This window comes from Streptomyces sp. NPDC007917 (assembly GCF_042959105.1).
In the GTDB taxonomy this organism is placed as follows: Bacteria; Actinomycetota; Actinomycetes; order Streptomycetales; family Streptomycetaceae; genus Streptomyces.
The window spans coordinates 98,477-124,889 of the sequence record NZ_JBIBKK010000011.1 but is presented as its reverse complement, the minus strand read 5'-3'; the positions used below and the strand labels follow the sequence as shown (position 1 = coordinate 124,889).

The following is a 26,413-nucleotide window of genomic DNA, read 5'->3' as shown; positions in this document are numbered from 1 at the left end:
GTTATGCCCAGGGCTACCCCGGCGGTAGGGCTAGCCCCACGGTCAAGACGCCTACCTGCTCCATGGCCCGGACGGGCGTGCTCCGGGAGCCTGGATGTACGCACCGCAGCACCGGGCACCATGCCCCACCCTTCGGAGGACGGACGAGAGATGGCCACCGCATACGAACCGTATGGGCCGGGGACCGAGCCCCGCGGCTCTCTGATGCCCGCGGCCCTGCGCGCGCCCTTCCAGGCGCGTGTCTGGCGCGAGTTCCTGTATCTGGTGCTCAGCTTCCCGATGTCCTTGCTCACCTTCGTCTACGCGGTCACGATGCTCGCGCTCGGCGTCGGGCTTCTGGTCACCTTCCTCGGCATACCGGTGCTCGGGGTCGCCCTGGCGGGCTGCCGGGCGCTCGGGGCCGTGGAGCGGGCCAGAGCGCGCGGGCTGCTGCGCCTGGAGGTCGCCGAGCCCGAGCCGGTGCGGGCGGTGACCCGCGGGTCGCGCGCGGCCGGTCCGTTCGCGTGGGTGGGCGCGCTGCTCAGGAGCGGCACCTCCTGGCGCCATGTCCTCTACTCGCTGATCCACCTCCCATGGGCGATCTTCGCCTTCGTTCTGTCGCTGGTGCTGTGGGTGAACGCCTGGGCCCTGGTGAGCTATCCGCTGTGGCAGTGGGTCCTCCCCACCTACAGCGACCAGCAGGGCATCCAGCTCTTCGAGGTCGACGGCCGCGGCTTCTTCCTCGACACCCCGCTGGAGATAGCGGCCACCAGCGTCGCCGGGGCGCTGCTGCTGGTGGGGACGCCGTTTGTGATACGGGGGCTGACCTCCGTCGACCGGCTGCTGGTGTCCGGGCTGCTGGGCCCCTCGCGGCTCGCGGAGCGGGTGTGGGAGCTGGAGTCGGACCGGGGCACGGTGGTCGACACGGCGGCGGCGGATCTGCGCCGTATCGAGCGCGATCTGCACGACGGGGCGCAGGCCAGGCTGGTCGCCCTCGCCATGGACCTGGGCCTGGCGAAGGAGAAGCTGCGGGAGGACCCGGAGGCGGCGGCCGCGATGGTCGACGAGGCGCACGGCGAGGTGAAGCTCGCCCTGCAGGAGCTGCGCGACCTCGCCCGTGGCATCCACCCGGCGATCCTCACCGACCGGGGCCTGGGCCCGTCCCTGTCCGCTCTGGCGGCCCGCTGCGCGGTGCCCGTGACGGTCACGGTGGACCTGCCGGAGCGGCCGGCAGCCGCCATCGAGGGCATCGCCTACTTCACCGTCTCCGAGCTGCTGCAGAACATCAGCAAGCACAGCGGCGCCCGGACCGCCGCCGTGGATGTGTGGCGCTCCGAGGACCGGGTGATGCTGCAGGTCTCGGACGACGGCCGGGGCGGGGCGGACGCCCGGGCCGGGTCGGGGCTCGCCGGGCTGGCCGAGCGGCTCGACGCGGTCGACGGCCTTCTCGTCGTGCACTCCCCGGCCGGCGGTCCGACCTCCGTCACCGCCGAGCTCCCCTGGCGCAGGTGACCCGAGGGCCCCACCCTCGTCCGCCCTGTGCCCCGCCCCGATGAGCGCGCCGGGCCTCGGGCGGGTCCGATCCCTGGGATGCTGGGGGCCGAGGAACCGACGAGTGGGGGCGGGCTGTGGAGGACAGGGTGCGGGTGGTCATCGCCGAGGATTCGGTGCTGCTCAGGGAGGGGCTGACCCGCCTGCTGACCGACCGTGGTCATGAGGTGGTCGCCGGGGTCGGCGACGCGGAAGCGCTGATGAAGTCGGTCCAGGAGCTGGCCGACGGGGGAGCGCTGCCGGATGTGGTGGTCGCGGACGTACGGATGCCGCCGACACACACCGACGAGGGGGTGCGGGCGGCGGTCCGGCTGCGCCGCGACCACCCGGGACTGGGTGTGCTGGTGCTGTCACAGTACGTGGAGGAGCAGTACGCGACGGAGCTGCTGGCGGGCAACAGCCGTGGCGTCGGCTATCTGCTCAAGGACCGGGTGGCCGATGTGCGGGAGTTCGTGGAGGCCGTGGTGCGGGTGGCCCGGGGCGGCACGGCGCTGGACCCGGAGGTCGTGGCGCAGCTGCTGGGGCGCAGCCGCAAGCAGGACGTGCTGGCCGGGCTCACCCCGCGCGAGCGGGAGGTCCTCGGTCTGATGGCCGAGGGCCGTACGAACTCGGCGATCGCCAAGCAGTTGGTGGTGAGCGACGGTGCGGTCGAGAAGCACGTCAGCAACATCTTCCTGAAGCTCGGCCTGTCGCCGAGCGAGGGGGACCACCGGCGGGTGCTCGCGGTGCTCACTTATCTCGAATCCTGAGACAACGGGATGCAAGACGGGCATGGGGAGTCCGCGGTCAACTAGTGGTCGTAAAACCAAAGACCTCAAGGGGAGGATCGCTCGACATGAGCACGGGGGCGCATGCAGAGCATGGCAATTCACCACATAACGGGGCGGTGTCAGGGCGTCCATTATGCGATCCGGTCAGGGAAGGCGACCCTTACCGACGTACGATGGCCATGGGACAACCGGTCGGCACCGATGTCCACGAGCGCCGCCTCAAGGGAGGTCCGAATCAGTGACCAGCCAGGTCAGTAGCCCGGCCGAGCAGGCCGAACCAGCCGATCAGCAGGACGGGCAGACGCTCGTCGGGGGACAGCGAGCGTCGGACGGTGGCAAAGAGGTCCGCCGTCTGGACCGGGTGATCATCCGGTTCGCGGGTGACTCGGGCGACGGTATGCAGCTCACGGGTGACCGGTTCACCTCGGAGACGGCGTCATTCGGCAATGACTTGTCCACGCTGCCCAACTTCCCGGCCGAGATCCGGGCTCCCGCCGGCACCCTCCCCGGCGTCTCGAGCTTCCAGCTGCACTTCGCCGATCACGACATCCTCACCCCGGGAGACGCGCCGAACGTGCTGGTGGCGATGAACCCGGCCGCACTGAAGGCCAATCTGGGCGATGTGCCGCGTGGCGCCGAGATCATCGTCAACACCGACGAGTTCACCAAGCGCCCGATGGCCAGGGTCGGCTACGACCAGAGCCCGCTCGAGGACGGTTCGCTGGACGGGTACAACGTCCACCCCGTGCCGCTGACGACGCTGACCGTCGAGGCGCTCAAGGGGTTCGGGCTGTCCCGCAAGGAGGCGGAGCGCAGCAAGAACATGTTCGCGCTCGGCCTGCTGTCCTGGATGTACCACCGCCCGACCGAGGGCACCGAGAAGTTCCTGCGCCAGAAGTTCGCCAAGAAGCCGCAGATCGCCGAGGCGAACGTGGCGGCTTTCCGGGCCGGCTGGAACTTCGGCGAGACGACGGAGGACTTCGCGGTCTCCTACGAGGTGGCGCCCGCCTCCTCCGCGTTCCCCCCGGGGACATACCGCAACATCTCCGGCAATCTGGCGCTGTCGTACGGTCTGGTCGCGGCCTCGCACCAGGCGGATCTGCCGCTGTTCCTGGGCTCGTACCCGATCACGCCCGCCTCGGACATCCTGCATGAGCTGTCCCGGCACAAGAACTTCGGCGTGCGCACCTTCCAGGCCGAGGACGAGATCGCGGGCATCGGCGCGGCGCTGGGCGCCGCCTTCGGCGGTGCCCTCGCGGTGACCACCACCTCCGGTCCGGGCGTGGCGCTCAAGTCGGAGACCATCGGGCTCGCGGTCAGCCTGGAGTTGCCGCTGGTCGTGGTCGACATCCAGCGCGGCGGTCCGTCCACCGGCCTGCCCACCAAAACCGAACAGGCCGATCTGCTGCAGGCGATGTACGGGCGCAACGGCGAGGCCCCGGTGCCGATCGTGGCCCCCATGACCCCGGCGGACTGCTTCGACGCGGCGCTGGACGCGGTGCGGATCGCGCTGACCTACCGCACCCCCGTCTTCCTGCTCTCCGACGGCTACCTGGCCAACGGGTCGGAGCCGTGGCGGGTGCCGGAACTGGAGGACCTGCCGGATCTGCGGGTCCGGTTCGCCAGCGGCCCCAACCACACCCTGGCGGACGGCTCCGAGGTCTTCTGGCCGTACAAGCGCGACCCCGAGACGCTCGCCCGGCCCTGGGCGGTGCCCGGCACCCCCGGCCTCGAGCACCGCATCGGCGGCATCGAGAAGCAGGACGGCACCGGCAACATCTCCTACGACCCGGCCAACCACGACCACATGGTGCGCACCCGGCAGGCCAAGGTCGACGGCATCGAGGTGCCGGACATCACGGTGGACGACCCCACCGGCGACGCCCGCACGCTGGTGCTGGGCTGGGGTTCGACCTATGGGCCGATCACCGCCGCCGTGCGCCGGGTCCGCGCCGCCGGAGACTCCGTCGCCCAGGCCCATCTGCGCCATCTCAACCCCTTCCCGGCGAACCTCGGCGCGGTGCTGGCCCGCTACGACAAGGTGGTCGTGCCCGAGATGAACCTCGGTCAGCTCGCCACCCTGCTCCGCGCCAGGTATCTGGTCGACACCCGCTCCTTCACCCAGGTGCGGGGGCTGCCATTCAAGGCCGAGCAGCTTGCGACGGCCCTTAAGGAGGCCATCGATGACTGAGACGATCGCGGAAGGGCTCTCCTCCGTCGACGCGCTTTCGCTGGTGCCGAAGGCCGCCACCAAGCAGACCATGAAGGACTTCAAGTCCGACCAGGAAGTGCGCTGGTGCCCCGGCTGCGGCGACTACGCGGTCCTCGCCGCCGTCCAGGGCTTCATGCCCGAACTCGGCCTGGCGAAGGAGAACATCGTCTTCGTCTCCGGCATCGGCTGCTCCTCCCGCTTCCCGTACTACATGAACACCTACGGGATGCACTCGATCCACGGCCGTGCCCCCGCCATCGCCACGGGCCTTGCCGCCTCGCGCCGCGATCTGTCGGTCTGGGTGGTCACCGGTGACGGCGACGCGCTCTCCATCGGCGGCAACCACCTGATCCACGCGCTGCGCCGCAACGTCAACGTGAAGATCCTGCTGTTCAACAACCGGATCTACGGCCTCACCAAGGGCCAGTACAGCCCGACCTCCGAGGTCGGCAAGATCACCAAGTCCACGCCGATGGGCTCGCTCGACGCGCCCTTCAACCCCCTCTCGCTCGCGCTGGGCGCCGAGGCCGGGTTCGTGGCCCGCACGGTGGACTCCGACCGCAAGCACCTCACCCAGGTGCTGCGGGAGGCGGCCGCCCACCCGGGCACCGCGCTGGTGGAGATCTACCAGAACTGCAACATCTTCAACGACGGCGCCTTCGAGGTCCTCAAGGACAGGGACCAGGCGCTGGAGGCCGTCATCCGCCTCGAGCACGGCAGGCCGATCCGCTTCGGCGCGCCGTTCAGCGAGGAGGACGGCGGGGACGGCCTCGGCTCCAAGGGCGTCGTCCGCGACCCGGCCACCGGCGACCTCAGGGTCATCGATGTGACCCGGGAGGGCACCGAGCGGGTGCTGGTCCACGATGCGCACGCCGCCTCGCCCACCACCGCCTTCGCGCTGACCCGCCTCGCCGACCCCGACACGCTGCACCACACCCCCATCGGGGTGCTGCGCAATGTCACCCGCCCGGTCTACGACACCGAGATGGCCACCCAGCTCGAGGCCGCCGTGGAGCAGAAGGGCAAGGGCGACCTCGGCGCCCTGCTCGCCGGCCACGACACCTGGACCGTCGTCGGCTGACCCGGCGGGCCACCGCGCCCACCCGTAAGGGTGAGTGCGTACGTACGCGGGCGGGTGCCTGCCCGGAGCGTCTGACGGCGCCCCGGGCGGGCACCCGCTCTGATAGGGCCCATGGCCGACCCCGCCGAACTGCTCCCGCCCCGCGACCGCATCATCTACCACGTCAAACGGCGGCTGCTCGGCCCGCCGCTGGTCACCGAGCGCATCGAGAGAGAGAAGCTCAACAACCCCACCGCGCTCGGCGTGCTCGCCTCGGACTGCATCTCCTCGACCGCGTACGGCAGCGAGGAGATGCTGCGCATCCTGGTGCCGGTGGTCGGGGTGGCGGCCTTCACCCTCCTCCTCCCGGTGACCGGGGCGATCCTCCTGGTCCTGGTGCTGGTCACGCTCAGCTACAGCGATGTGGTGACGATCTACACCCGGGCCGGCGGCTCGTACATCGTCGCCCGTGAGAACTTCGGCCCGGACATCGCCCAGATCGCCTCCGTCGCGCTGCTGGTCGACTACATCGTCACCGTCGCCGTGCAGGCCTCGGCCGGCACCAACGCGATCATCTCGTGGGCCCATCTCATCGGCGGTCAGTGGACCGGTATCGACCGCCTCCAACTGCCCATCACCATCGGCGTGGTGCTGATCCTGGCGTACGGCAATCTGCGCGGGGTGCGCGAGGCCGGGCGGGTCTTCGCGGTGCCCGCCTATCTGTTCATCGCGGCCGTCGGCCTGATGCTGGTGATCGGGGTGATCCGCGGCGTCAGCGGCGAGTTGCCGCACGCCGCTGTGCACGCCCCCGGCGCCGTGGACGTGGGGCAGCCCGGCAGCGGCTGGCTCTACGGCGCCTCGCTCTTCATCGTGCTGCGCTCCTTCGCCAACGGCGGCTCCTCGCTCACCGGCCTGGAAGCGATCTCCAACGGCGTCTCCGTCTTCCGTGAACCCCAGGGCCGCAACGCCCGCCGCACGCTCATCACGATGAGCTGCATCCTCGGCACCCTCGTGCTCGGCGTCTCGGCGCTCGCCCACTTCACCCATGCCACGCCCTACCGGGACGGCACCCCGACCGTGCTCGCGCAGGAGGCGCACCTGGTCTTCGGCGGCGGCTGGCCCGGCGCCGCCGGGCTGGCCTTCGTCCAGCTGGCGACCGTGCTCATCCTCTACACCGGCGCCAACACTCCCTTCACCGGCTTTCCCTACCTGGCCAGCTTTGTCGCCGAGGACCGCTTTCTGCCCCGGCGGCTGACCCGGCGCGGCCACCGGCTCGCGTTCTCCAACGGCATCGTCTCGCTGGCCGTGATCGCCCTCGCGCTGCTGATCGTCACCAATGCGAGCGTCGACCGGCTGGTGGCGCTGTACGCGATCGGTGTGTTCACCGCCTTCACCATGGCCGGCTCCGGATTGACGGCCTATCATCTGCGCCGCAGCGAACCGGGTCGGTTCTGGAGGATCGCCGCCAACGCCGCGGCCGCGGTCGTCTCGGCGGCGGTGGTGCTGATCTTCGCCATCACCAAGTTCACCGAGGGCGCCTGGCTGGTGGTGGTGGTCTTCCCGCTCGGGGTCTGGGCGCTGATCCGGATCAACCGCGAGTACCGCGCCGAGGCGGCGGCCCTGGAGGCGGCGCCCCGGCTCGGCGTCGGCCGGCCGCGCTGGCGGCGCCATGTCGTCCATGTCCTCGTCGAGAACCTCGACCTGGCGACGGTCAAGGCGCTGCGGTACGCGCAGGAGCTGAGGGCCGACGACGTCCGCGCCGTGCACTTCATGATCGACGAGGCGCAGGCCCGACGGCTGATGGCGAAGTGGGAGGCCCTGGCAGACACCTCGATCGCACTGGAGGTCGTGGAGTGTCCGGACCGGAAGCTGCACCCGGCCGCGGTCGAGCAGGCGGCCCGGACGATCGAGGACGGGGAGACAGCGCTGACGCTGCTGGTGCCGCGCCACACCTACACCACCGCGCTGAGCAGGCTGCTGCACCGGGGCACCGCGGAGTCGCTGGCCAGGGCCCTCGAGCATCTGCCGAGCGTCGCGGTGACGATCCTGCCCTTCGATGTCACACGGGCCGTGCGCGCCCTGAAGGCCGGGCGCCGGCCGCAGCCCGAGTGACCTTGGCGGCGTCGTACGCCTCCCGGGCGGCCATGACCTCCGGGATCTTCTCGTCCGTCCATTCCGCCAGGGCCCACACCCGCCGGGCCGCCTCCTCGCCGAGTTCGGTCAGCGAATAGTCCACATGCGGCGGAATGACGGGGTGGGCCTCGCGGTGCACAAAGCCGTCCCGCTCCAGGGTTTGAAGGGTCTGCGTCAGCATCTTCTCGCTGACGCCGCCGATCGCGCGCCGCACCTCGCTGAACCGGTGCGTGCCGCCCAGCAGCACGCCGAGGACGAGGACGCCCCAGCGGCTGGTGACATGCTCCAGCACCAGACGCGCCGGGCATGTGGCGACCTCGCGGGTGCCTATCAGCGGGCCCTGCATCGCGCCGGTGACCTTGTCGCTCACTGCCATAACAGTAGCTTACTTCAAAGTGGGTACTTTCAAATGGTTAGCGCCAACAACTAGGGTGGCTCACAGACCGAGACCAAGAGGATGAAAGCGAGAAAACGGGCATGAGCATCGTCGTCACCGGAGCCACCGGCCACCTCGGCCGCCTCGTCATCGAGGGTCTGCTGGAGAAGGTCCCCGCCGACCAGGTCGTGGCGGTGGTGCGGAACGCCGACAAGGCGGCCGACCTCGCGGCGCGCGGCGTGCGGCTGCGCATCGCCGACTACGGCCGGCCGGAGACCCTTCAGGGCGCCTTCGCCGCCGGCGACAAGGTGCTGCTGATCTCCGGCAGCGAGGTCGGACAGCGCGTACCGCAGCACCAGGCCGTCATCGACGCCGCCAAGGAGGCGGGTGTCGCCCTGCTCGCGTACACCAGCGTCCTCGGCGGCCCCGCGGCCGACTTCGCCCTGGCCGATGAGCACAAGGTCACCGAGCAGGCCGTTCAGGCCTCCGGCCTGCCGTACGTCCTGCTGCGCAACGGCTGGTACAACGAGAACTACACCGAGCAGCTGGCCCCCGTGCTGGAGCACGGCGCCGTCGTCGGCAGCGCGGGCGGCGGCCGTGTCGCCTCCGCCGCGCGCGCCGACTACGCGGCCGCCGCCGTCGAGGTGCTGACCGGCGAGGGCCACGAGGGCAAGGCCTACGAGCTCAGCGGCGACACCGCCTGGAGCTTCGAGGAGTACGCCGCCGAGATCGCCAAGCAGACCGGCAAGGAGATCGCGTACGGCCCGGTGCCGCCCGAGACCCACAAGACCATCCTGACCGGCGCCGGCCTTCCCGAGCCGCTGGCCGAGATCCTGGTGGACGTCGACGCCGCGATCTCCCGCGGCCTGCTGGCCGGTACGCCCGGCGATCTCTCGCGCCTCATCGGCCGGCCGACCACGCCCATCGCGGACTCGATCGCGGCGGCCCTCAAGGGCTGAGCACCCCAAACCCCGGGCGCCCGGCACGGCGGCCCGCCTGTCATGACCGTATGGCGATACGTAAATGACAGGCGGGCCGCTTCGGCGCTACCTTCGACAGGTCGTCATGCCGCCGGGAGGACATGTGAAGCCGCAGAGCCAGCAGCAGCGCAGCGGACTCCCCTACGGCCTCGCCGCCTACGGCATGTGGGGCCTGGTCCCCCTCTTCTGGCCGCTGCTGGAGCCCGCCGGGGCCGTCGAGATCCTCGCCCACCGCATGGTGTGGTCGCTGGTGGCCGTCATCCTCGTCCTGCTCGTACTGCGCCGCTGGTCCTGGATACCTCCGCTGCTGCGGCAGCCCGCGCGCCTGGGGCTGGTCGCGGTCGCCGCGGCCGTCATCTCCGTCAACTGGGGCCTGTACATCTGGGGCGTCAACAGCGGCCACGTCGTCGAGACCTCGCTCGGATACTTCATCAACCCCCTGGTCAGCATCGGCTTCGGCGTTCTGCTGCTGCGCGAGCGGCTGCGGCCGGTGCAGTGGGCGGCGGTCGGCGTCGGCGTGGCGGCCGTGGCCGTCCTGTCGATCGGCTACGGCTCACTGCCCTGGATCGCGCTCACGCTCGCGTTCTCCTTCGCCACCTACGGCCTGGCCAAGAAGCGGATCGGCCTGGGTGGGCTGGAGTCGCTCGCCGCCGAGACCGCGGTCCAGTTCCTGCCCGCGCTCGGCTTCGTGATCTTCCTGACCGCGCGCGGCGACAGCACCTTCGGCAGCGAGGGCGCCGGACACTCGGCGCTGCTGGCGAGCAGCGGGCTGATCACCGCCCTGCCGCTGATCTGCTTCGGCACGGCGGCCGTACGGCTGCCGCTGTCGACGATCGGGATGCTGCAGTACATCGCCCCGATCTTCCAGTTCGGGCTCGGCGTCGTCGTCTTCCACGAGTCCATGCCGCCCGAGCGGTGGGCGGGCTTCTCCCTCGTATGGCTCGCGCTGGCCCTGCTCACCTGGGACGCGCTGCGCACCGCCCGCCGGGCGCGGACCCAGCTGCGCGAGGCCGCGGCGCGGGCCGCCGCGGCGACGGCGTACAACGGAGACGCGGCGACCGAGGACCCCGTCCTCGGCTGAGGAAGGGCTGAGGACGGGCTGAGGACCTGCCGCAAACCCGCTGAGGACCGGTTGAAGACCGGCTGAGGACCGACGGGCACCACCCTCGAAAGGGTGTGCGGGATCGATATGCGGCGGCCGGTGTCCGGTTTATGCCCTTGACGCGGCGTCAGCCCGACCCGGAGCATCTGCCTTTGCGACACTCCGCACCCCACGTGCCACTGCCCCACCGTGCCACCTCTTCAGCGCTCCCCCCGTCCCACGGGTGCGTGCACCACTCAGCGTCACGTTCATTCCGTCCTGTCCTCGTTCGGAATTCGGAGCCCCCCATGTCGTCATCCCGAAGATCCTTGATACGCCGGGCCGCCACCGCCGCGACGGCGGCCGGTGCGGTCGTCGCGGCCCTGGCCACGGCGGCGCCCGCCGCCCCGCTGTCACCGGCCGGCCCGGCGCCGGCCCCGGCGGCCGCGGCCGCCCTCGCCGCGCCCGACATCCCCGTCGCCAATGTCAAGGCCCACCTGAGCCAGCTGCAGTCCATAGCCACCGCCAACAGCGGCAACCGCGCCCATGGCCGCCCCGGTTACAAGGCCTCGCTCGACTACATCAAGGCCAAGCTCGACGCGGCCGGGTTCACCACCACCGTGCAGCAGTTCACCTCCGGCGGCGCCACCGGCTACAACCTCATCGCCGACTGGCCCGGCGGCGACACCGACAACGTGGTGTTCTCGGGCGCCCACCTGGACTCCGTCAGCGCCGGCCCCGGCATCAACGACAACGGCTCGGGCTCCGCGGGGGTCCTGGAGACCGCGCTCGCCGTCTCCAGGGCGGGGCTGCAGCCCGCGAAGCATCTGCGGTTCGCCTGGTGGGGCGCCGAGGAGCTGGGGATGGTGGGCTCCCGGTACTACGTGAACAACCTGTCGACCGCGAATCGCGCGAAGATCGACGCGTATCTCAACTTCGACATGATCGGCTCGCCCAACCCGGGCTACTTCGTCTACGACGACGACGCGCGCATCGAGTCCGTGTTCAAGGACTTCTTCGCGGCCAAGGGCGTGCCCACCGAGATCGAGACGGAGGGCGACGGGCGCTCCGACCACGCGCCGTTCAAGAACGTGGGCGTGCCGGTGGGCGGGCTGTTCAGCGGCGCCGACTACACCAAGACCGCCGCCCAGGCGCAGAAGTGGGGCGGCACCTCCGGCCAGGCGTTCGACCGCTGCTACCACCGGTCCTGCGACACCTCGAGCAACATCAACGACACCGCGCTCGACCGCAACACCGACGCCATCGCCTACGCGATCTGGACCCTCAGCAGCTGACAGCTGGGCGGCTGACAGCTGGGCGGCGGTCGCGAGGTGTCACCACCCGCGGCCGCCGCGGCCGTCCGCCCCTCGGTGAGGGGTCCGGCTCAGACCGTGATGTCCCTCGCGGTGAACCGCGCCCAGGCGGCCGAGCCGAACACCGCCACGTAAAGGGCCTGCAACTCGAAGTTCTTGATGAGCTGGTCCCAGTAGACCGGGTCCCGGAGGACGTCCGCGAAGGACAGCCAGTAATGCGGGAACAGATACGGCTGGATCGCGTGCAACTGCGGGATGGTGTCCAGGATCTGCACGGTGACCAGCAGCCCGACGGTCGCCGCCATGGCCGCGATCCCGCTGTTGGTGAGGGTGGAGATGAACAGGCCCACCGTCGCGACGCCGATGAGGGAGAACGCCACGACGCCCGCCACCGCCAGCACCCGGAGCAGTCCGTCCGTGAACGAGACGGTGGTCCCCGAGATCAGCGTGACATCGCCGAGCGGGAAGAGCAGCGCCCCGGTCGCCAGTCCGGCGGCGGCCACCACACCCGTGGCGACCAGGCAGAAGGCCATCACCGTGGTGAACTTGGCGAGCAGGAGCCGGGTCCGCCCGGCCGGGGCGACCAGGAGATAGCGCAGCGTCCCCGAGCCCGCCTCGCCCGCGATGGAGTCACCGGCGATCACGCCGATGGCCATTGGCAGGAAGACGGGCAGGGTCGCCGCCAGCGACGCGAAGACCAGGAAGATGCCGTTGTTGGTGATCTGGGAGAAGAAGGCGGGGCCCTGACCGTCTCCGCCGTGCCCCCCGCCGAACGAGCCTCCGTCGCGTGTCTCGACCTTCACCGCGATCCCGGTGAGGACCGGGATGGCCGCGAGCACGCCGAGCAGGGCGATGGTCCGCCAGCGGCGGAAGGTGGTGCCCAGCTCGCTGCGGAACAGGGCCAGGGTCCACAGCGGGCTCGGCCGCCGGGCCGGCGCCCCGGCCGGGCCGCGCGCCTTCGCCATGCCCGAGCCCGCGCCCCGGCCCACCTCGGCTCCGCTCACCTCGGCTCCGCTCGCTTCGGCCCCGTTCGCTTCGGCCCCGCTCACCTCGGCTCCGCTCACCTCGGCCCCGCTCGCTTCGGCCCTGTTCACTTCGGCCCCGCTCGTCTCAGCCTGCGACATCGAAGCCCTCCCCGGTCAGCGCGACAAAGGCGTCCTCCAGCGAGGCCCGCTCGGCCCCGAAGCCCCGGACCCGCACCCCGGCGCGTACGAGGGCGGCGTTGAGATCCGCGAGGTCGAGCGGCGGGGCGCCCTCGCCGGAGGTGGGCCCGGCCGGGGGCAGCTCCCCCGTGACGCGCTCGTCCAGGACCGCGATGTCCGTCACCCCGTGCTCCTTCAGGACGCGGACCGCGTCCGCGGGGTCCGGGGTGGTGACGGACAGCCGGCCGCGGCTGCCGGCCGCCAGTTCGGCGACGGTGCCCTGGGCGATGAGCCTGCCCTGGGCCATGACCGCCGCATGAGTGCACACCTGTTCGATCTCGTCGAGGAGGTGGGAGGAGAGAAAGACGGTGGTGCCGTCCTCGGCCAGCTCGCGCACCAGCGCGCGGATCTCCCGCATGCCCTGCGGGTCGAGGCCGTTCGTCGGCTCGTCGAGAACGAGGAGTTCCCGCGGCTGGAGGAGCGCCGCGGCCAGGCCCAGGCGCTGTTTCATGCCGAGGGAGTACGCGCGGGCCTTCTTGCGCGCCGCGGCCGTCAGGCCCACCCGCTCCAGGGCGGCCGAGACCCGCGCGGCCCGGGTGCCCGGATCCGCGGTGGGGTCGGCGGCGTCGAAGCGGACCAGATTGTCGCGGCCGGTCAGGAAGGGATACAGGGCGGGGCCCTCGATGAGGGCCCCGACCCTGGGCAGCACGCTGCGGGCGGCGCCCGGCATGGGCGCGCCGAGCACCCGGGCTCTTCCCGCGGTCGGCTCGATCAGGCCCATGAGCATGCGGATGGTCGTCGTCTTCCCCGAGCCGTTGGGCCCGAGGAAGCCGAAGACGCTGCCGCGCGGCACGGTCAGATCCAGCCCGTCGACCGCGAGCTGTCCGCCTCGGTAGCGTTTGGTGAGCCCGCGGGTCTCCACCGCCGCGCCGGCCGCGCCGTCGGCCACCGCGCCGGGCCCGGTGCCGGGTCCGGCGTCCGTCCCGGCATCCGGCCCCGCGTACGCCCCGGCGCCCGCCGGGGCGGCGGTCACCGCGCGGGCGGTCGGCGCCCCGGCCATGTCCTCGGCGGACGGCTCCTCCACGGGCTCCCCCTTCGTCAGGCGGTCACTTGGCCGCGTCAGCGGCGTCGATCAGGGCGCTCTTGTCGACCGCGCCGACGAAGACCTTGCCGTCATCGGTGATCAAGGCGTTGACCAGGCGGGTGCTGAGCACCGTGCCCGAGCCGAAGTCCCCCTTGACCTTCTTGCCCAGGCTGCCCAGGAACTCGCTGGGCCCGCCCCCGCCGCTCGCGCTGGCGGGCAGGCCGCCGGGGAGGTCCAGCCGTGCCACCGAGTCCCAGCCCTTGCCGACCACGTTCAGCCCGGACAGCTCGCGCAGGCTCTTGTCCGCGCCCTTGGCCTTGGCCTTGTGCTCGGCGCCGCTCTCCTCGGTGACCTTGGCGCCCTTGGGCGGGGTGAAACTGAAAGTGCTCGCCTTGGGCTTGCCGAAGTCCACCTGAGTGAAGGCCACGTCGATCGCCGCCTTGCCACCGCTCTTGGGCTCCAGGGTGAACTTGAGCGGGGTCCAGGTGTGCGCGTCCACGGCGATACGGATGGAGCCGACCGTTGAATCGTTCTGCTTGGGACGTATCAGCAGCTGGTAGGCGTCCCGTCCGGCGACCCGCGCGGTGCCGTCGACCTTGACCTGGGTCGTGTCGTCCACGGCGGCGAGCGCCTTCTTGGCGGCCTCCCGCGGGGTGAGGCCGCTCAGGTCCTCGGGCACGTCCCGCCGGTGGTCGCCCTTGGCCGCCTTCTCGGGGGACTTGGCGTGGTAAACCGAGTTGTCGGCGCTGTTGTACGCCCACACCTCGTCGCCATTGTGGATGACGCTGTACTCGGCGGCCTTCTCGATGATCGAGACCCGCTGCCGCTCCGGTCCGTCGGCGGCCACCCGCAGGGTGTGGGTGCCGGACACGAGCTCGGCGAGCTTCGACTCCGGCGAGGCGCCGCCGTCCCCCTGCTGCTCGCCCGCGAGGTCGCCGAGCGAGACGCCTCCGGGCAGGGACGGTATGCCCAGGTCGGTCGTGACCTTCACCGAGCCGGACAGCTGCTCGGTGTCCGATGCGGCGATCTTGCTGATCAGCTCCTCTGCCGTGATCTTCGGCAGATCAGGGGCTCCGGTGCTGGCGAGGGCCGGTACCAGCCCTATCGTCGCCGCCGCGATGCCGGCCACCGCCACCGGGGCGGCGTACCGGACGGCTTTGCGGCGCCCCTTCGGTGGGTCCTCGTCCCAGAAACCGTCGTCGGCGACCTGTGTCGGTCGGATCCGTGCCATATGTGCTCTACCTCCGTCGTCGGCGGCGGTTGTCAGCCTCGCACTCGTCCACCTCTCGGGCCATTGTCACCCGATACCGCCATGTGGTGGTCCCTCAATCCCACCAAATCGACCGTCATGGCGCGTCAGCCGACAGCATCACCTCTGAGTACCCCTGAGGTAGGAGCCCGATGCGCCGCAGGTCTGAGCCGCGGAAGCCGGAAGTCTGAGCCGCGGAAGCCGGAGGACGAGGGCGCGGACGGCGGCGGGCGGCGGTCAGCCGGCCCGGTGCACCACCGCGTCGCACAGCCCCTCGAGCGCGGCCTTCGCCGGCCCCTCGGGCAGCGGCGCCAGCATCGCGCGGGCCTCCGCCGCATAGCGCAGGGTGTCCTGGCGGGCCTGCTCCAGCGCCGGGTGGGCGCGCAGCCGCCGCAGCACCTCGCTGTGGAGCCCGTCGTCGCTGAGGTCTCCGGCCAGCAGCTCGCACAGCTCGCGGTCCTCGGCCGAGCCGGACGCCTCGGCCTGCGCCCGCAGATGGAGCACGGGGAGGGTGGCGATGCCCTCCCGCAGGTCGGTGCCGGGGGTCTTGCCCGACTCATGGCTGTCGCTGGCGATGTCCAGTACGTCGTCGGCCAGCTGGAAGGCGATGCCCAGCCGCTCGCCGTACTGGGTGAGGATGCTGACGACGGACTCGTCGGCCCCCGACATCATCGCGCCGAACCGCCCGGAGACGGCGACCAGCGAGCCGGTCTTGCCCTGGAGCACGTCCAGGTAGTGCTCGATCGGGTCGCGGCCGTCCCTCGGCCCCGCCGTCTCCAGGATCTGCCCGGTCACCAGCCGCTCGAACGCCTCGGCCTGGATCCGCACCGCCTCCGGGCCCAGGTCGGCCAGGATGTGCGAGGCGCGGGCGAACAGGAAGTCGCCGGTGAGCACCGCCACCGAATTGCCCCAACGGGCGTTGGCGCTGGCCACACCGCGGCGGACGTCCGCCTCGTCCATGACGTCGTCGTGGTAGAGCGTCGCCAGGTGCGTCAGCTCGACGACGACCGCGGAGGGCACCACCCCCGGCGCGTACGGGTCGCCGAACTGCGCGGCCAGCAGCACCAGCAGCGGCCGGAACCGCTTGCCGCCCGCCCGCATCAGATGCTGGGCGGCCTCGGTGATGAACGGCACGTCGCTCTTCGTGGCCTCCAGCAGGCCCTCTTCGACGGCTGTCAGCCCGGCCTGGGTGTCGGCTTCCAGAGTCCGGTCCCGCACGCTCAGCCCGAAGGGCCCGACGACGCTCACGGGGTACTCCTGTCTGCCTGCGGTCACACGCAATGTCGATGTGTCGCTGTCTCCACTAAAGGCAGCGTATCCGGTCGGCTGGCGATCACCATGGGCGCCTTCCCGCCTTGTGCGAGCTATCACTTCCGGCGCTCCGCCGACCGGCTCCCCACGACATTCTCCGCGTTCACCGGCAGATCAAACCTGCTCAGGTCCCCGATCATTCGGTGATCGACTGTGGGTCGATCACTGATCAACAGTCGGTCAGTCCGTGATCGGCGTGCCGTCAGCGACTGACGCCGCCGACAGCCACACCGTCACCCATGGGCCAGCGCCACCGCCTTCGCCAGCCGGGGCGAGGCGTACGCGGTGCCGCAGACGAACCGCATGACCGGGCCGAAGCTCGCCGCCGAGGGCAGGCCGGTGAAGTACAGGCCCGGCACTGAGGAGCCATAGCCCGCGTCCAGCCATGGCCCTCCGGCCCTGGTCACCACCTCGGCCCTCAGCTCCGGCCCGAGAAAGCCCAGCGCCGCCACATTCATCCGGTATCCGGTCGCGGCCATCACATGGTCCGCGGCCAGCTCACCGGCGCGCCCGCCGCCGCGCAGGGAGAGCGCCACGCGCCCGCCGCTCTCCACCTCCACCCGGGTGATCCGCTGCCCCTGTGTGACCTGCACCCGCCCCGCGAAGCGCTCCCGCAGCCACCAGGCGCCCAGCGGCCCCAGCACCGCGCGGACCAGATACCGCCGGACCGGTGCGGGCAGCCGCCTGAACGCCGCGGCGTGGTACGAGAGCGCGTACAGCGACCAGGCGCGGCCGAAGGGCGACTCGGGGCGCAGCCTCGGCTGACGGTCCGGCGGCGCGCCGAAGGCGACCGCGCGCCGCCCCCGTGCCACCACCCGCACCGCCGCGGCGCCCGCCTCGGCCAGCAGCACCGCGGACTCCAGCGCCGACTGCCCGGCCCCGGCCACCACCACCTCGCGCCCGGCGAAACGCCCCAGGTCGCGGTGTTGTGAGCTGTGCGAGACGGGCCCGGTGGGAGAGGGGCCGCCGGGGACTGCGGCGGCGAACTCGGCGGGCAGATGGGCGAGCCCGCTCAGCCCGCTGGCGACCACCACGGCGCGCGCGGCGAACTGCTCCCCCGAGTCCAGCTTGAGCTCGAAGCGGCCGCCCCGCCGATCGACCGACACCACCCGCACCTGCTCCAGCTCCGGCACCAGCCGCTCCTGGAACCACAGTCCGTACCGCGCGAAGGTCTCGACGGGGATGATGTCCCAGTCCGACTCATAGCGCTTGCCGCCCTCCGCGCGGCAGAAGTCGAGCAGGGTGTGTCCCACCTGCGGGGCGTCGATGTTCGAGGCCGCCGGGGTGGATTTGAGCAGCATCCCGGCCGGCATGTGCTCACGCCAGCTCACCATCGGTGTCCCGAAGACGCGGACCGGCAGGCCGCGCTCACGCAGATGGGCGGCCGCCGACAGCCCGTACGGACCGGCCCCGATGACCACTACCGGATCGTTCATGAGTCCCCTCCCCCAGACATCACTCACTCGTGGCGCGACTTACTCGTGGCGCGACGCTCTCGCGGCGCGCCACCGCTGGTACAGGTGGACCGCGCCGGGCCGTACACAGCGCGCCAGCATCGTGAAGAACGGCTTCATGTCGTCGGGCGCGGCCCACGCCAGCTCGGTCCCGCTCGCGCGGGCGGGCGCGTGCGGCGTGGTGTATCCGCTGCGGCGGTAGGCGAGCAGCGCGGGCAGGTCGATGTTCTCCACGACGAACCGCCGGTCCGCGAGCTGATCGGCCTCCGGGACCTTGCGCCCCGTCAGGTCCAGGTGCTGGGCGCGCACCACATCGACCCCCGCCTCGCTCTCGAAGAGCCGGAACTGCGCGCCCATCCGGGGGTTGAAGTCAAGCAGTTTGTACCGCCCGTCCCGCCGGTCGAAGCGCCAGTCCAGATCGACGATCCCGGAGAAGCCGATCCGCTTGACGAACAGGGCCGCCATCTCGGCCAGTTCGGGGTTGTCCACCACGTAGGCGCAGGCCGTCATCCCCGCGTGGGGCGGCCAGGACCGCACCTTGACGCCGGTGAACATCGCCAGCGGTGTGCTCTCCGCGTCGAAGTAGGCGTGCACGATCCAGTCCTCGGCGTCCTGGCGCGGCAGATACTCCTGCAGGATCACCCCGGGCCGCGGCCCCCATCCGGCCGCCAGCGCCAGCAGCTCGCGCGGCCCGGAGATCCGCGTGGTGCCGCCGACCGCGGGCCTCCTGCGCCGCTCGAACGCCTCCCGGTTCTTGGCGACCACCGGGAAGCGCGCGGTCGCCGCGAACTCCTTGACGGCGGCGTACGAATCGGGGAACGCCGCGGACGGGGTGGGCACGCCGTGGTCCAGACACAGCTCGTACAGCCCCTGCTTGCTGGCCAGCCGCCTGGGCAGCCCCGGTTCCGCGCGCGGGAACAGGAAACGGCCCTCCCCGGCGAGGGTGTCGGCGTGCTCGGCGATCAGCACCGCCGCCTCCTCGTCCGTCGGCAGCAGGACGGCCGGCCGCCGGATCGCCCGCCCGATCCGCAGCAGCCCCTCCAGCAGCCGCTCCGGCCGCTCCTTGCCGGTGGTCGGCCAGACGAAGGCCCGCTCCAGATAGCGCGAGAGCGCGGCCGGGGTCAGACGGTCCTCGGTGACGGCGTACATGGGGATGCCCAGGCGGCCAAGGGACCTGATGGCGCCGACGCCCCCGTGGTGCAGCGGGTAGTCGCCGATCTTCACGATCAGACCGGGCACCGCGCGGTCCACCGCGAACGGCACGTCACTGCTCGCCACGAGCCCCCCTCGGTCACCGCGGCGCAGTGGCCCCCCCACTGTGCGTGACCCGCTCAAGGACGCTACTGGGGGATTGACCACCACAGCAAGAACTATCCGGACATTGCCAGCTCTTTAGGTGGTAGTCGGTACAGTCCTCCCTCCGCTCGGCCGCCCCCGTAGGGTGTGGCCCGGTGATCCCGGCGATCCCGGCGACCCCCAGTGACGACGAGAAGGCGAGGCACTCCCATGCCCCCACTGAGCCCGCTCGACTTGCCCCATGACGATCCCTTCGGCCCGCACAACCTCCCCTATGGCGTCTTCACCACCCCCGACGCCCCTGACCTGCGGCGCATCGGGGTCCGCTACGGCGACCACGTCCTGGACGCGGGCGCCGCCGCGACCGCCGCCGGCTCCCCGCACGCCGCGCTGCTCGGTCATCCGACGCTCAACCCGCTGATGGCCGCGGGCCGTCCGGTCTGGCAGGCCGTACGAGAGGAGCTGCGCGCCTGGCTGACCGAATCGGCGCACCGGTCCACCGTCGAGCCCCTTCTGCACCCCCTCACCACCGTCACACTCCATCTGCCCTTCGACGTCGCCGACTACGTCGACTTCTATGCCAGCGAGCACCACGCCTCCAATGTGGGCAGGATCTTCCGGCCGGACGGCGGGCCGCTCACCCCCAACTGGAAGCACATGCCCATCGGCTACCACGGGCGCGCGGGCACGGTCGTGGTCTCCGGCACGCCCGTCGTACGCCCCCGCGGCCAACTCCGGCCGCCCGCCGCTCAACCCACCTCTGATCAAGCCACCTCTGATCAGCCCACCTCTGATCAGCCCAGCCCCGGCCATTCCCCACTCCCCCCGTTCGGCCCCACGCGCCGGCTCGACTTCGAGGCGGAGGTCGCCTTCGTCGTCGGTGCCCCTTCACCTTTGAATACACCGCTGCCGCTCTCCGGGTTCCACGACCACGTCTTCGGCGTCTGCCTGCTCAACGACTGGTCCGCCCGCGACATCCAGAGCTGGGAGTACCGCCCCCTCGGCCCCTTCCTCGGAAAGTCCTTCGCCACCTCCGTGGCCGCCTGGATCACCCCGCTGGACGCCCTCGCCGCCGCCCGTGTCAGCCCGCCCACCCGCGACGTCCCGCTCCTCCCCTACCTCGACGACTCCGCCGCCGAGACCTCCGGGACGGCCGGGACCGCCGCGTCCGCCGAGCCGGGCGGGCTCGATCTGCGCATCGAGGTCGCCATCAACGGCCACCCCGTCTCCCATCCGCCCTTCGCGGCCATGTACTGGACGGCCGCCCAGCAGCTCGCGCACATGACGGTCAACGGGGCCTCGCTGCGCACCGGCGACCTCTTCGCCTCCGGCACGGTCAGCGGCCCGGAGCAGCATCAGCGCGGCTGCCTGCTGGAGTTGACCTGGTCGGGCCGCGACCCGCTGCGACTGCCCGACGGCGAGCGGACGTTCCTGGAGGACGGCGACGAGGTGACCCTCACCGCCTGGGCCCCGGGCCCGGGTAACAACCGGGTCGCACTGGGGGAAGTGACCGGCCGTGTCGCCCCGTCCGTGCCGTGAACACTGTTAGGTTGTCGTGTTCCTGTCCCACGACCGAGGAGTAAGCGCGTGATCAAGGCAGTGCGCATCGCCGGTGCGGTGGCCGCGGCCGCCCTGCTGATGACCGGATGCGGCAGCGACAGCGACGACGGCGGCGACAAGCCGGAGGCCTCGAAGAAGGCCCCGTCGAGCGAGCAGTCGAGCGCCCCTGCGGAGGGGGGCGCGGGCGGCGAGGTGTCGGGCGCCTATGTGGCGAAGGCCGACGGCGAGGCGTTGATCCTCTCCATCAAGGGCAAGACGGCGGCCCTGGTCGCGGGCAAGCACACCTGCACCGGCGAGTACGCCGACATGGGCAACAAGATGCTGATGCTCAAGTGCGCCGACGGCAACACCGACCGCACCATGGGCTCGGTGAAGGCGAGCGCGGACGGCAAGACCCTCTCGGTCAGCTGGGACGCCGGCATGAACGACACCTTCACCAAGGTGACCACCCCCGCCGACATCCCGACCAACTTCCCGACCGACATCCCCGGGCTGGAGAGCGTGGGCGGCGTCACCGGCGGCTGACCCAAGGCCGGAAACGCCGTCCGCCCGGCCCCCCACGGGGGACCGGGCGGACGGCCGCTGAGCGGCCGCACAGGGAGCCGGGCGGCTCAGCGCACGAAGACCCCCGCCTGGCCGGCCAGATCGAGGAAGTACTGCGGGGCGACGCCCAGCACGATCGTCACCGCGACGCCGATCGCGATCGCCGCCGAGGTCAGCGGGGACGGCACCGCCACCGACGGTCCCTCAGTCCGCGGCTCGCTGAAGAACATCAGGACGATCACCCGGATGTAGAAGAAGGCCGCGATCGCCGAGGAGATCACACCGACCACCACCAGCGGCCCCGCGCCCCCGTCGGCCGCCGCCTTGAAGACCGCGAACTTCCCCGCGAAACCACTCGTCAGCGGGATTCCGGCGAAGGCCAGCAGGAAGACCGCGAAGACCGCGGCCACCAAGGGCGAACGCCGGCCGAGCCCGGCCCACTTGGACAGGTGCGTGGCCTCGCCACCCGCGTCCCGCACCAGGGTGACCACGGAGAACGCGCCGAGGGTCACAAAGGAGTACGCGGCCAGGTAGAAGAGGACCGAGGAGATGCCGTCGGGCGTCGTGGCGATGACACCGGCCAGGATGAAGCCGGCGTGGGCGATCGAGGAGTAGGCCAGCAACCGCTTCACATCGGTCTGGGTGACCGCGACGATCGCACCGCCCAGCATGGTGACGATCGCCACCCCCCACATCACCGGCCGCCAGTCCCAGCGCAGCCCCGGCAGCACGACGTACAGCAGCCGCAGCAGCGCGCCGAAGGCCGCGACCTTGGTCGCCGCCGCCATGAAGCCGGTCACCGGGGTCGGGGCGCCCTGGTAGACGTCCGGCGTCCACATGTGGAAGGGGACGGCACCGATCTTGAACAGCAGGCCCATCAGCACCATCGCGCCGCCGATGAGCAGCAGCGCGTCATTGCCCATGGTCCCGGCGAGCGCCGGGGTGACCTCGCGGACCTGGCCATCGACCACATCGGCGATCCCGCCATAGGTGACGGTGCCCGCGTAGCCGTACAGCAGCGCGATCCCGAAGAGCAGGAAGGCGGACGAGAAGGCGCCGAGCAGGAAGTACTTGACGGCGGCCTCCTGCGAGAGCATGCGGTGGCGCCGGGCGAGGGCGCACAGCACATACAGCGGGAGCGAGAAGACCTCCAGCGCCACGAAGAGGGTCAGCAGGTCGTTGGCCGCGGGGAAGACGAGCATGCCGCCCACCGCGAAGAGGACCAGCGGAAAGACCTCGGTCGTGGTGAAGCCGGCCTTGACGGCGGCCTTTTCGGCCTCGCCGCCCGGGACGGCGGCCGCCTGCGCGGTGAAGGAGTCGACGCGATTGCCGTGTGCCGCCGGGTCGAGCCGCCGCTCGGCGAAGGTGAAGACCGCGACCAGCGCGACGAGGAGGATCGTGCCCTCCAGGAAGAGCGCGGGTCCGTCGACCGCGATCGCGCCCATGGCCGCGATGCGCGCCTTGCTCGTGCCGTAGTCCCCGGCCGCGAGTCCCAGGACGGCGGCGAAGGCCGCGGCCAGGGCGACCACGGAGACGAAGAGCTGCGCGGCGTAGCGGTGGCGGCGCGGCAGCAGGGCCTCGATCAGCACCCCGATGATCGCGGCGCCGAGGACGATCAGGGTGGGCGCCAGCTGGCCGTACTCGATGTGCGGCGCGGGGATCTTGTCGGGGGGCGACACCGCCGCTGTCGTCCACAGGCTGTGGACAGTGGCCGCGTGGCTCACTTGGCACCTCCGGAAGCACGGTCGTGCATCGGGCTGTAGCTGAACCAGCCCGCGTCAGTGACGGGGTGATCGGGCTTGGGATCCTTCTTGTCCACCACGGACAGGGTGTGATCGACCGCCGGGTTGACGATGTCGGTCAGCGGCTTCGGGTAGACGCCGAGGAAGATCAGCAGCGCGATCAGCGGCGCCACCACCACCAGCTCGCGCACCTTCAGATCGGGCATGCCCCGCACCTCGGCCTTCACCGGGCCGGTCATGGTGCGCTGGTAGAGCACCAGGACGTACAGCGCGGCCAGCACGATGCCGAGGGTCGCGATGACGCCGAGCGCGGGATAGCGGCTGAACGTGCCGACCAGGACCAGGAACTCGCTGATGAACGGCGCCAGGCCGGGCAGCGACAGGGTGGCCAGACCGCCGATCAGGAAGGTGCCGGCGAGCACCGGGGCGACCTTCTGCACCCCGCCGTAGTCGGCGATGAGCCGCGACCCGCGGCGCGTGATCAGGAACCCGGCCACCAGCATCAGCGCCGCCGTCGAGATCCCGTGGTTGACCATGTAGAGGGTGGCTCCGCCCTGGCCCTGCGTCGTCATGGCGAAGATGCCGAGGATGATGAAGCCGAAGTGGGAGATCGAGGCGTAGGCGATCAGCCGCTTGATGTCCCGCTGGCCGACCGCCAGCAGCGCCCCGTAGATGATGCTGACGAGGGCGAGGACGAGGATCACCGGTGTGGCCCACTTGCTGGCCTCCGGGAAGAGCTGGAGGCAGAAGCGGAGCATCGCGAAGGTGCCGACCTTGTCGACCACCGCGGTGATCAGCACGGCGACGGGCGAGGTCGCCTCCCCCATCGCGTTGGGCAGCCAGGTGTGCAGCGGCCACAGCGGCGCCTTGACGGCGAAGGCGAAGAAGAAGCCGAGGAACAGCAGCCGCTCGGTGCTGGTCGCGAAGTCGAGCGTGCCGGCGGCCCGGGCGTCGGTGATCTGCTGCAGCGAGAAGGTGCCCGTGCCCAGGTCGTCGGCGGTGACCACATAGAGACCGACCACCGCGGCCAGCATGATCAGACCGCCCGCCAGGTTGTAGAGCAGGAACTTGACGGCGGCGTACGAGCGCTGGGTGGCCGTCTCCTCCTCGGACCGCCCTCCGGCCCGGTCCCCGAAGCCGCCGATGAGGAAGTACATCGGGATCAGCATGGCTTCGAAGAAGATGTAGAAGAGAAAGACGTCGGTGGCCTCGAAGGAGATCACCACCATCGCCTCGACCATCAGGATCAGCGCGAAGAAGCCCTGGGTGGGCCGCCAGCGCCGGTTGGGGCTGGCCTCTTCCAGCGGGTCGGCGTCATGCCACCCGGCAAGGATGATGAAGGGGATGAGGACCGCGGTCAGCGCGATCAGCGCGACCGCGATGCCGTCCACGCCCAGCTCGTACCGCACGCCGAAGTCCTTGATCCAGGCGTGGGACTCGGTGAGCTGGAAGTGGGCGCCGTCCGGGTCGAAGCGCACCAGCACGATCGCCGCAAGGACGAGCGTGGCGAGCGAGAAGCCCAGCGCCACCCACTTGGCGGCGGCGCGCTTGGCGGCGGGCACGGCGGCGGTGGCGATCGCGCCCAGCGCGGGCACCGCGGCCGTGACCGTCAGCAGGGGAAATGACATGACTCAGACCGCCCTCATCAGCAGGGTCGCGGCGATGAGCACCGCCGTACCGCCGAACATCGAGACCGCGTACGTACGGGCGTAGCCGTTCTGGAGCTTGCGCAGCCGCCCGGAGAGGCCGCCGACCGAGGCCGCGGTGCCGTTGACCACGCCGTCGACCAGCTTGTGGTCCACATAGACCAGTCCGCGGGTCAGATACTCACCGGGCTTGACGAGGACGACATGGTTGAAGTCGTCCTGCAGCAGGTCGCGCCGGGCGGCCCGGGTGAGCAGGCTGCCGCGCGGTGCGGTGCGCGGGACGGGCCTGCGCCCGTACTGCGCCCAGGCGAGCGCGACGCCGATCAGCAGGACGACCATGGTCCCGGCGGTGACGGTGGCGGCGCTGAGCGGGGAGTCCCCGTGGCTGTGGCTGGTGACGGGCTCCAGCCACTTCAGGAACGCGTCGTTCAGGCTGAACAGCCCGCCCGCGAACACCGATCCGAAGGCCAGCACGATCATCGGGATGGTCATGGACTTCGGCGACTCGTGGGGGTGCGGCTCGGCGTGCGCCCCGGCGGTCGCGGCGGCGGGCTCCGCGCTGGGCTGCTCGGGCGAGGGGGTGGTGCCCCAGCGCTTCTCACCGAAGAAGGTCAGCAGCATCACGCGGGTCATGTAGTACGCGGTGATGGCGGCGCCGAGCAGCGCCGCGCCGCCCAGGATCCAGCCCTCCGTGCCGCCCTTGGCGAAGGCCGCCTCGATGATCTTGTCCTTGGACCAGAAACCGGAAAGGCCGGGGAAGCCGATGATCGCGAGATAGCCGAGCCCGAAGGTCGCGAAGGTGACCGGCATGTACTTCCGCAGGCCGCCGTACTTGCGCATGTCGACCTCGTCGTTCATGGCGTGCATGACCGAGCCGGCGCCGAGGAAGAGGCCCGCCTTGAAGAAGCCGTGGGTAACCAGGTGCATGATCGCGAAGACATAGCCGATCGGGCCGAGCCCGGCGGCCAGGATCATGTAGCCGATCTGCGACATGGTCGAGCCCGCCAGGGCCTTCTTGATGTCGTCCTTCGCGCAACCGACGATCGCACCGAAGAGCAGCGTCACCGCGCCCACCGTGACCACCGCGGTCTGCGCGTCCGGCGCGTTGTTGAAGATCGCGCCCGAGCGGGTGATCAGATAGACGCCCGCGGTCACCATGGTGGCCGCGTGGATCAGGGCGGAGACCGGGGTCGGACCCTCCATGGCGTCCCCGAGCCAGGACTGCAGCGGCACCTGGGCCGACTTGCCGCAGGCGGCCAGGAGCAGCATCAGCCCGATGGCGGTGAGCTTGCCCTCGCTCGCGTCCGTGGCGTTCGAGAGCACGGGGGCGAAGGCGAACGTCCCGAAGGTCGTGAACATCAGCATGATGGCGATCGACAGGCCGACGTCGCCCACCCGGTTGACGATGAACGCCTTCTTCGCCGCCGTGGCCGCACTGGGCTTGTGCTGCCAGAAGCCGATCAGCAGGTACGAGGCGAGGCCGACGCCCTCCCACCCCACGTACAGCAGCAGGTAGTTGTCGGCGAGGACGAGCAGCAGCATCGCCGCGAGGAAGAGGTTGAGATAGCCGAAGAAGCGGCGGCGGCGCTCGTCGTGCTCCATATAGCCGATCGAGTAGATGTGGATCAGGCTGCCCACACCCGTGATCAGGAGCACGAAGGTCATCGACAGCTGATCGAGCTGGAAGGCGACGTCCGCGCGGAAGCCGCCGACCGGGATCCAGCTGAACAGATGGCTGTGCAGGGCCCGGTCGTGCTCGTCCCGGCCGACCATGTCGGCGAAGAGCACCGCCCCGATCACGAAGGAGGCGAGCGCGAGCGCGGTGCCCAGCAAATGGCCCTTGCCGTCCAGCCGCCGCCCTCCGCACAGCAGCAGGGCCGCGCCGAGCAGCGGGGCCGCGACAAGCAATCCGATGAGGTTCTCCACGTGAA

20 protein-coding genes are annotated in these 26,413 nt (G+C 71.0%); 10 read left to right on the top strand and 10 right to left on the bottom strand.

What is annotated here, in order from left to right; all coding sequences use genetic code 11:
* Window positions 1–150: 150 nt before the first annotated feature.
* The 5 genes from ACFZDL_RS23225 to ACFZDL_RS23205 all read left to right on the top strand — a co-directional run bounded on the left by ACFZDL_RS23225 (window position 151) and on the right by ACFZDL_RS23205 (window position 7,684).
* Window positions 151–1,491: a sensor domain-containing protein gene (locus ACFZDL_RS23225; protein ID WP_353592255.1), complete on the top strand. Its 1,341-nt coding sequence runs from the start codon at window positions 151–153 to the stop codon at window positions 1,489–1,491.
* A 128-nt stretch (window positions 1,492–1,619) separates the two neighbouring features.
* Window positions 1,620–2,279, top strand: a complete 660-nt coding sequence (locus ACFZDL_RS23220) for a response regulator transcription factor (protein ID WP_353592429.1) — start codon at window positions 1,620–1,622, stop codon at window positions 2,277–2,279.
* 259 nt (window positions 2,280–2,538) lie between these two features.
* Window positions 2,539–4,491 (top strand): 2-oxoacid:acceptor oxidoreductase subunit alpha, encoded by a 1,953-nt coding sequence (locus tag ACFZDL_RS23215; protein ID WP_353592254.1) that lies wholly within the window; start codon window positions 2,539–2,541, stop codon window positions 4,489–4,491.
* Window positions 4,484–5,593: a 2-oxoacid:ferredoxin oxidoreductase subunit beta gene (locus ACFZDL_RS23210; protein WP_353592253.1), complete on the top strand. Its 1,110-nt coding sequence runs from the start codon at window positions 4,484–4,486 to the stop codon at window positions 5,591–5,593. Before ACFZDL_RS23215 ends, ACFZDL_RS23210 begins: the two co-directional genes overlap by 8 nt.
* 111 nt (window positions 5,594–5,704) lie before the next feature.
* Window positions 5,705–7,684 (top strand): APC family permease, encoded by a 1,980-nt coding sequence (locus ACFZDL_RS23205; RefSeq protein ID WP_353592252.1) that lies wholly within the window; start codon window positions 5,705–5,707, stop codon window positions 7,682–7,684.
* Here the strand turns inward: ACFZDL_RS23205 and ACFZDL_RS23200 are convergent.
* Window positions 7,632–8,051 (bottom strand): helix-turn-helix domain-containing protein, encoded by a 420-nt coding sequence (locus ACFZDL_RS23200; protein WP_353592428.1) that lies wholly within the window; start codon window positions 8,049–8,051, stop codon window positions 7,632–7,634. The genes ACFZDL_RS23205 and ACFZDL_RS23200 overlap by 53 nt on opposite strands.
* A gap of 131 nt (window positions 8,052–8,182) precedes the next feature.
* Here ACFZDL_RS23200 and ACFZDL_RS23195 point away from each other — a divergent pair, with 131 nt between their 5' ends.
* From ACFZDL_RS23195 to ACFZDL_RS23185, 3 genes are all read left to right on the top strand, one after another.
* Complete coding sequence (locus tag ACFZDL_RS23195) at window positions 8,183–9,040, top strand: SDR family oxidoreductase (RefSeq protein WP_353592251.1); 858 nt, start codon at window positions 8,183–8,185, stop codon at window positions 9,038–9,040.
* Between the two features lie 106 nt (window positions 9,041–9,146).
* Complete coding sequence (gene rarD, locus ACFZDL_RS23190) at window positions 9,147–10,142, top strand: EamA family transporter RarD (RefSeq protein ID WP_353592250.1); 996 nt, start codon at window positions 9,147–9,149, stop codon at window positions 10,140–10,142.
* A 308-nt stretch (window positions 10,143–10,450) separates the two neighbouring features.
* Window positions 10,451–11,437: a M28 family metallopeptidase gene (locus ACFZDL_RS23185; protein ID WP_353592249.1), complete on the top strand. Its 987-nt coding sequence runs from the start codon at window positions 10,451–10,453 to the stop codon at window positions 11,435–11,437.
* Window positions 11,438–11,526: 89 nt separating this feature from the next.
* On the opposite strand, the gene ACFZDL_RS23180 is transcribed toward ACFZDL_RS23185, so the two are convergent.
* The 6 genes from ACFZDL_RS23180 to ACFZDL_RS23155 all read right to left on the bottom strand — a co-directional run bounded on the left by ACFZDL_RS23180 (window position 11,527) and on the right by ACFZDL_RS23155 (window position 18,973).
* Window positions 11,527–12,420, bottom strand: a complete 894-nt coding sequence (locus tag ACFZDL_RS23180) for an ABC transporter permease (protein ID WP_353592427.1) — start codon at window positions 12,418–12,420, stop codon at window positions 11,527–11,529.
* Between the two features lie 145 nt (window positions 12,421–12,565).
* Window positions 12,566–13,681, bottom strand: coding sequence for an ABC transporter ATP-binding protein (locus ACFZDL_RS23175; protein ID WP_353592248.1), 1,116 nt, complete (start codon window positions 13,679–13,681; stop codon window positions 12,566–12,568).
* A gap of 22 nt (window positions 13,682–13,703) precedes the next feature.
* Entirely contained in the window at window positions 13,704–14,912 is a 1,209-nt protein-coding gene (locus tag ACFZDL_RS23170) for a DUF2092 domain-containing protein (protein ID WP_353592247.1), read from the bottom strand.
* A 255-nt stretch (window positions 14,913–15,167) separates the two neighbouring features.
* Window positions 15,168–16,178: a polyprenyl synthetase family protein gene (locus ACFZDL_RS23165; RefSeq protein WP_353592246.1), complete on the bottom strand. Its 1,011-nt coding sequence runs from the start codon at window positions 16,176–16,178 to the stop codon at window positions 15,168–15,170.
* A gap of 296 nt (window positions 16,179–16,474) precedes the next feature.
* On the bottom strand, window positions 16,475–17,677 hold the full coding sequence (locus tag ACFZDL_RS23160; RefSeq protein ID WP_353592245.1) for an FAD-dependent oxidoreductase: 1,203 nt from the start codon (window positions 17,675–17,677) through the stop codon (window positions 16,475–16,477).
* A gap of 39 nt (window positions 17,678–17,716) precedes the next feature.
* The gene (locus ACFZDL_RS23155) at window positions 17,717–18,973 is read right to left on the bottom strand and encodes an ATP-grasp domain-containing protein (RefSeq protein ID WP_353592244.1); all 1,257 of its coding nucleotides are present in this window, start codon (window positions 18,971–18,973) and stop codon (window positions 17,717–17,719) included.
* Between the two features lie 228 nt (window positions 18,974–19,201).
* Between ACFZDL_RS23155 and fahA the strand changes: the two genes are divergently transcribed.
* Window positions 19,202–20,530 carry a fumarylacetoacetase gene (fahA, locus tag ACFZDL_RS23150; RefSeq protein WP_353592243.1) on the top strand — a complete coding sequence of 443 codons (1,329 nt, stop codon included), beginning with the start codon at window positions 19,202–19,204 and terminating at the stop codon, window positions 20,528–20,530.
* 48 nt (window positions 20,531–20,578) lie between these two features.
* Window positions 20,579–21,076: a hypothetical protein gene (locus ACFZDL_RS23145; protein ID WP_353592242.1), complete on the top strand. Its 498-nt coding sequence runs from the start codon at window positions 20,579–20,581 to the stop codon at window positions 21,074–21,076.
* An 86-nt stretch (window positions 21,077–21,162) separates the two neighbouring features.
* On the opposite strand, the gene nuoN is transcribed toward ACFZDL_RS23145, so the two are convergent.
* Genes nuoN through nuoL form a run of 3 tightly spaced genes read right to left on the bottom strand, consistent with a single transcriptional unit; the run spans window position 21,163 to window position 26,408 of the window.
* Window positions 21,163–22,818 carry an NADH-quinone oxidoreductase subunit NuoN gene (gene nuoN, locus ACFZDL_RS23140; protein WP_353592241.1) on the bottom strand — a complete coding sequence of 552 codons (1,656 nt, stop codon included), beginning with the start codon at window positions 22,816–22,818 and terminating at the stop codon, window positions 21,163–21,165.
* Window positions 22,815–24,464: an NADH-quinone oxidoreductase subunit M gene (locus ACFZDL_RS23135; RefSeq protein ID WP_353592240.1), complete on the bottom strand. Its 1,650-nt coding sequence runs from the start codon at window positions 24,462–24,464 to the stop codon at window positions 22,815–22,817. Before ACFZDL_RS23135 ends, nuoN begins: the two co-directional genes overlap by 4 nt.
* Window positions 24,465–24,467: 3 nt before the next feature.
* Window positions 24,468–26,408 carry an NADH-quinone oxidoreductase subunit L gene (gene nuoL / locus ACFZDL_RS23130; RefSeq protein ID WP_353592239.1) on the bottom strand — a complete coding sequence of 647 codons (1,941 nt, stop codon included), beginning with the start codon at window positions 26,406–26,408 and terminating at the stop codon, window positions 24,468–24,470.
* Window positions 26,409–26,413: the final 5 nt, after the last annotated feature.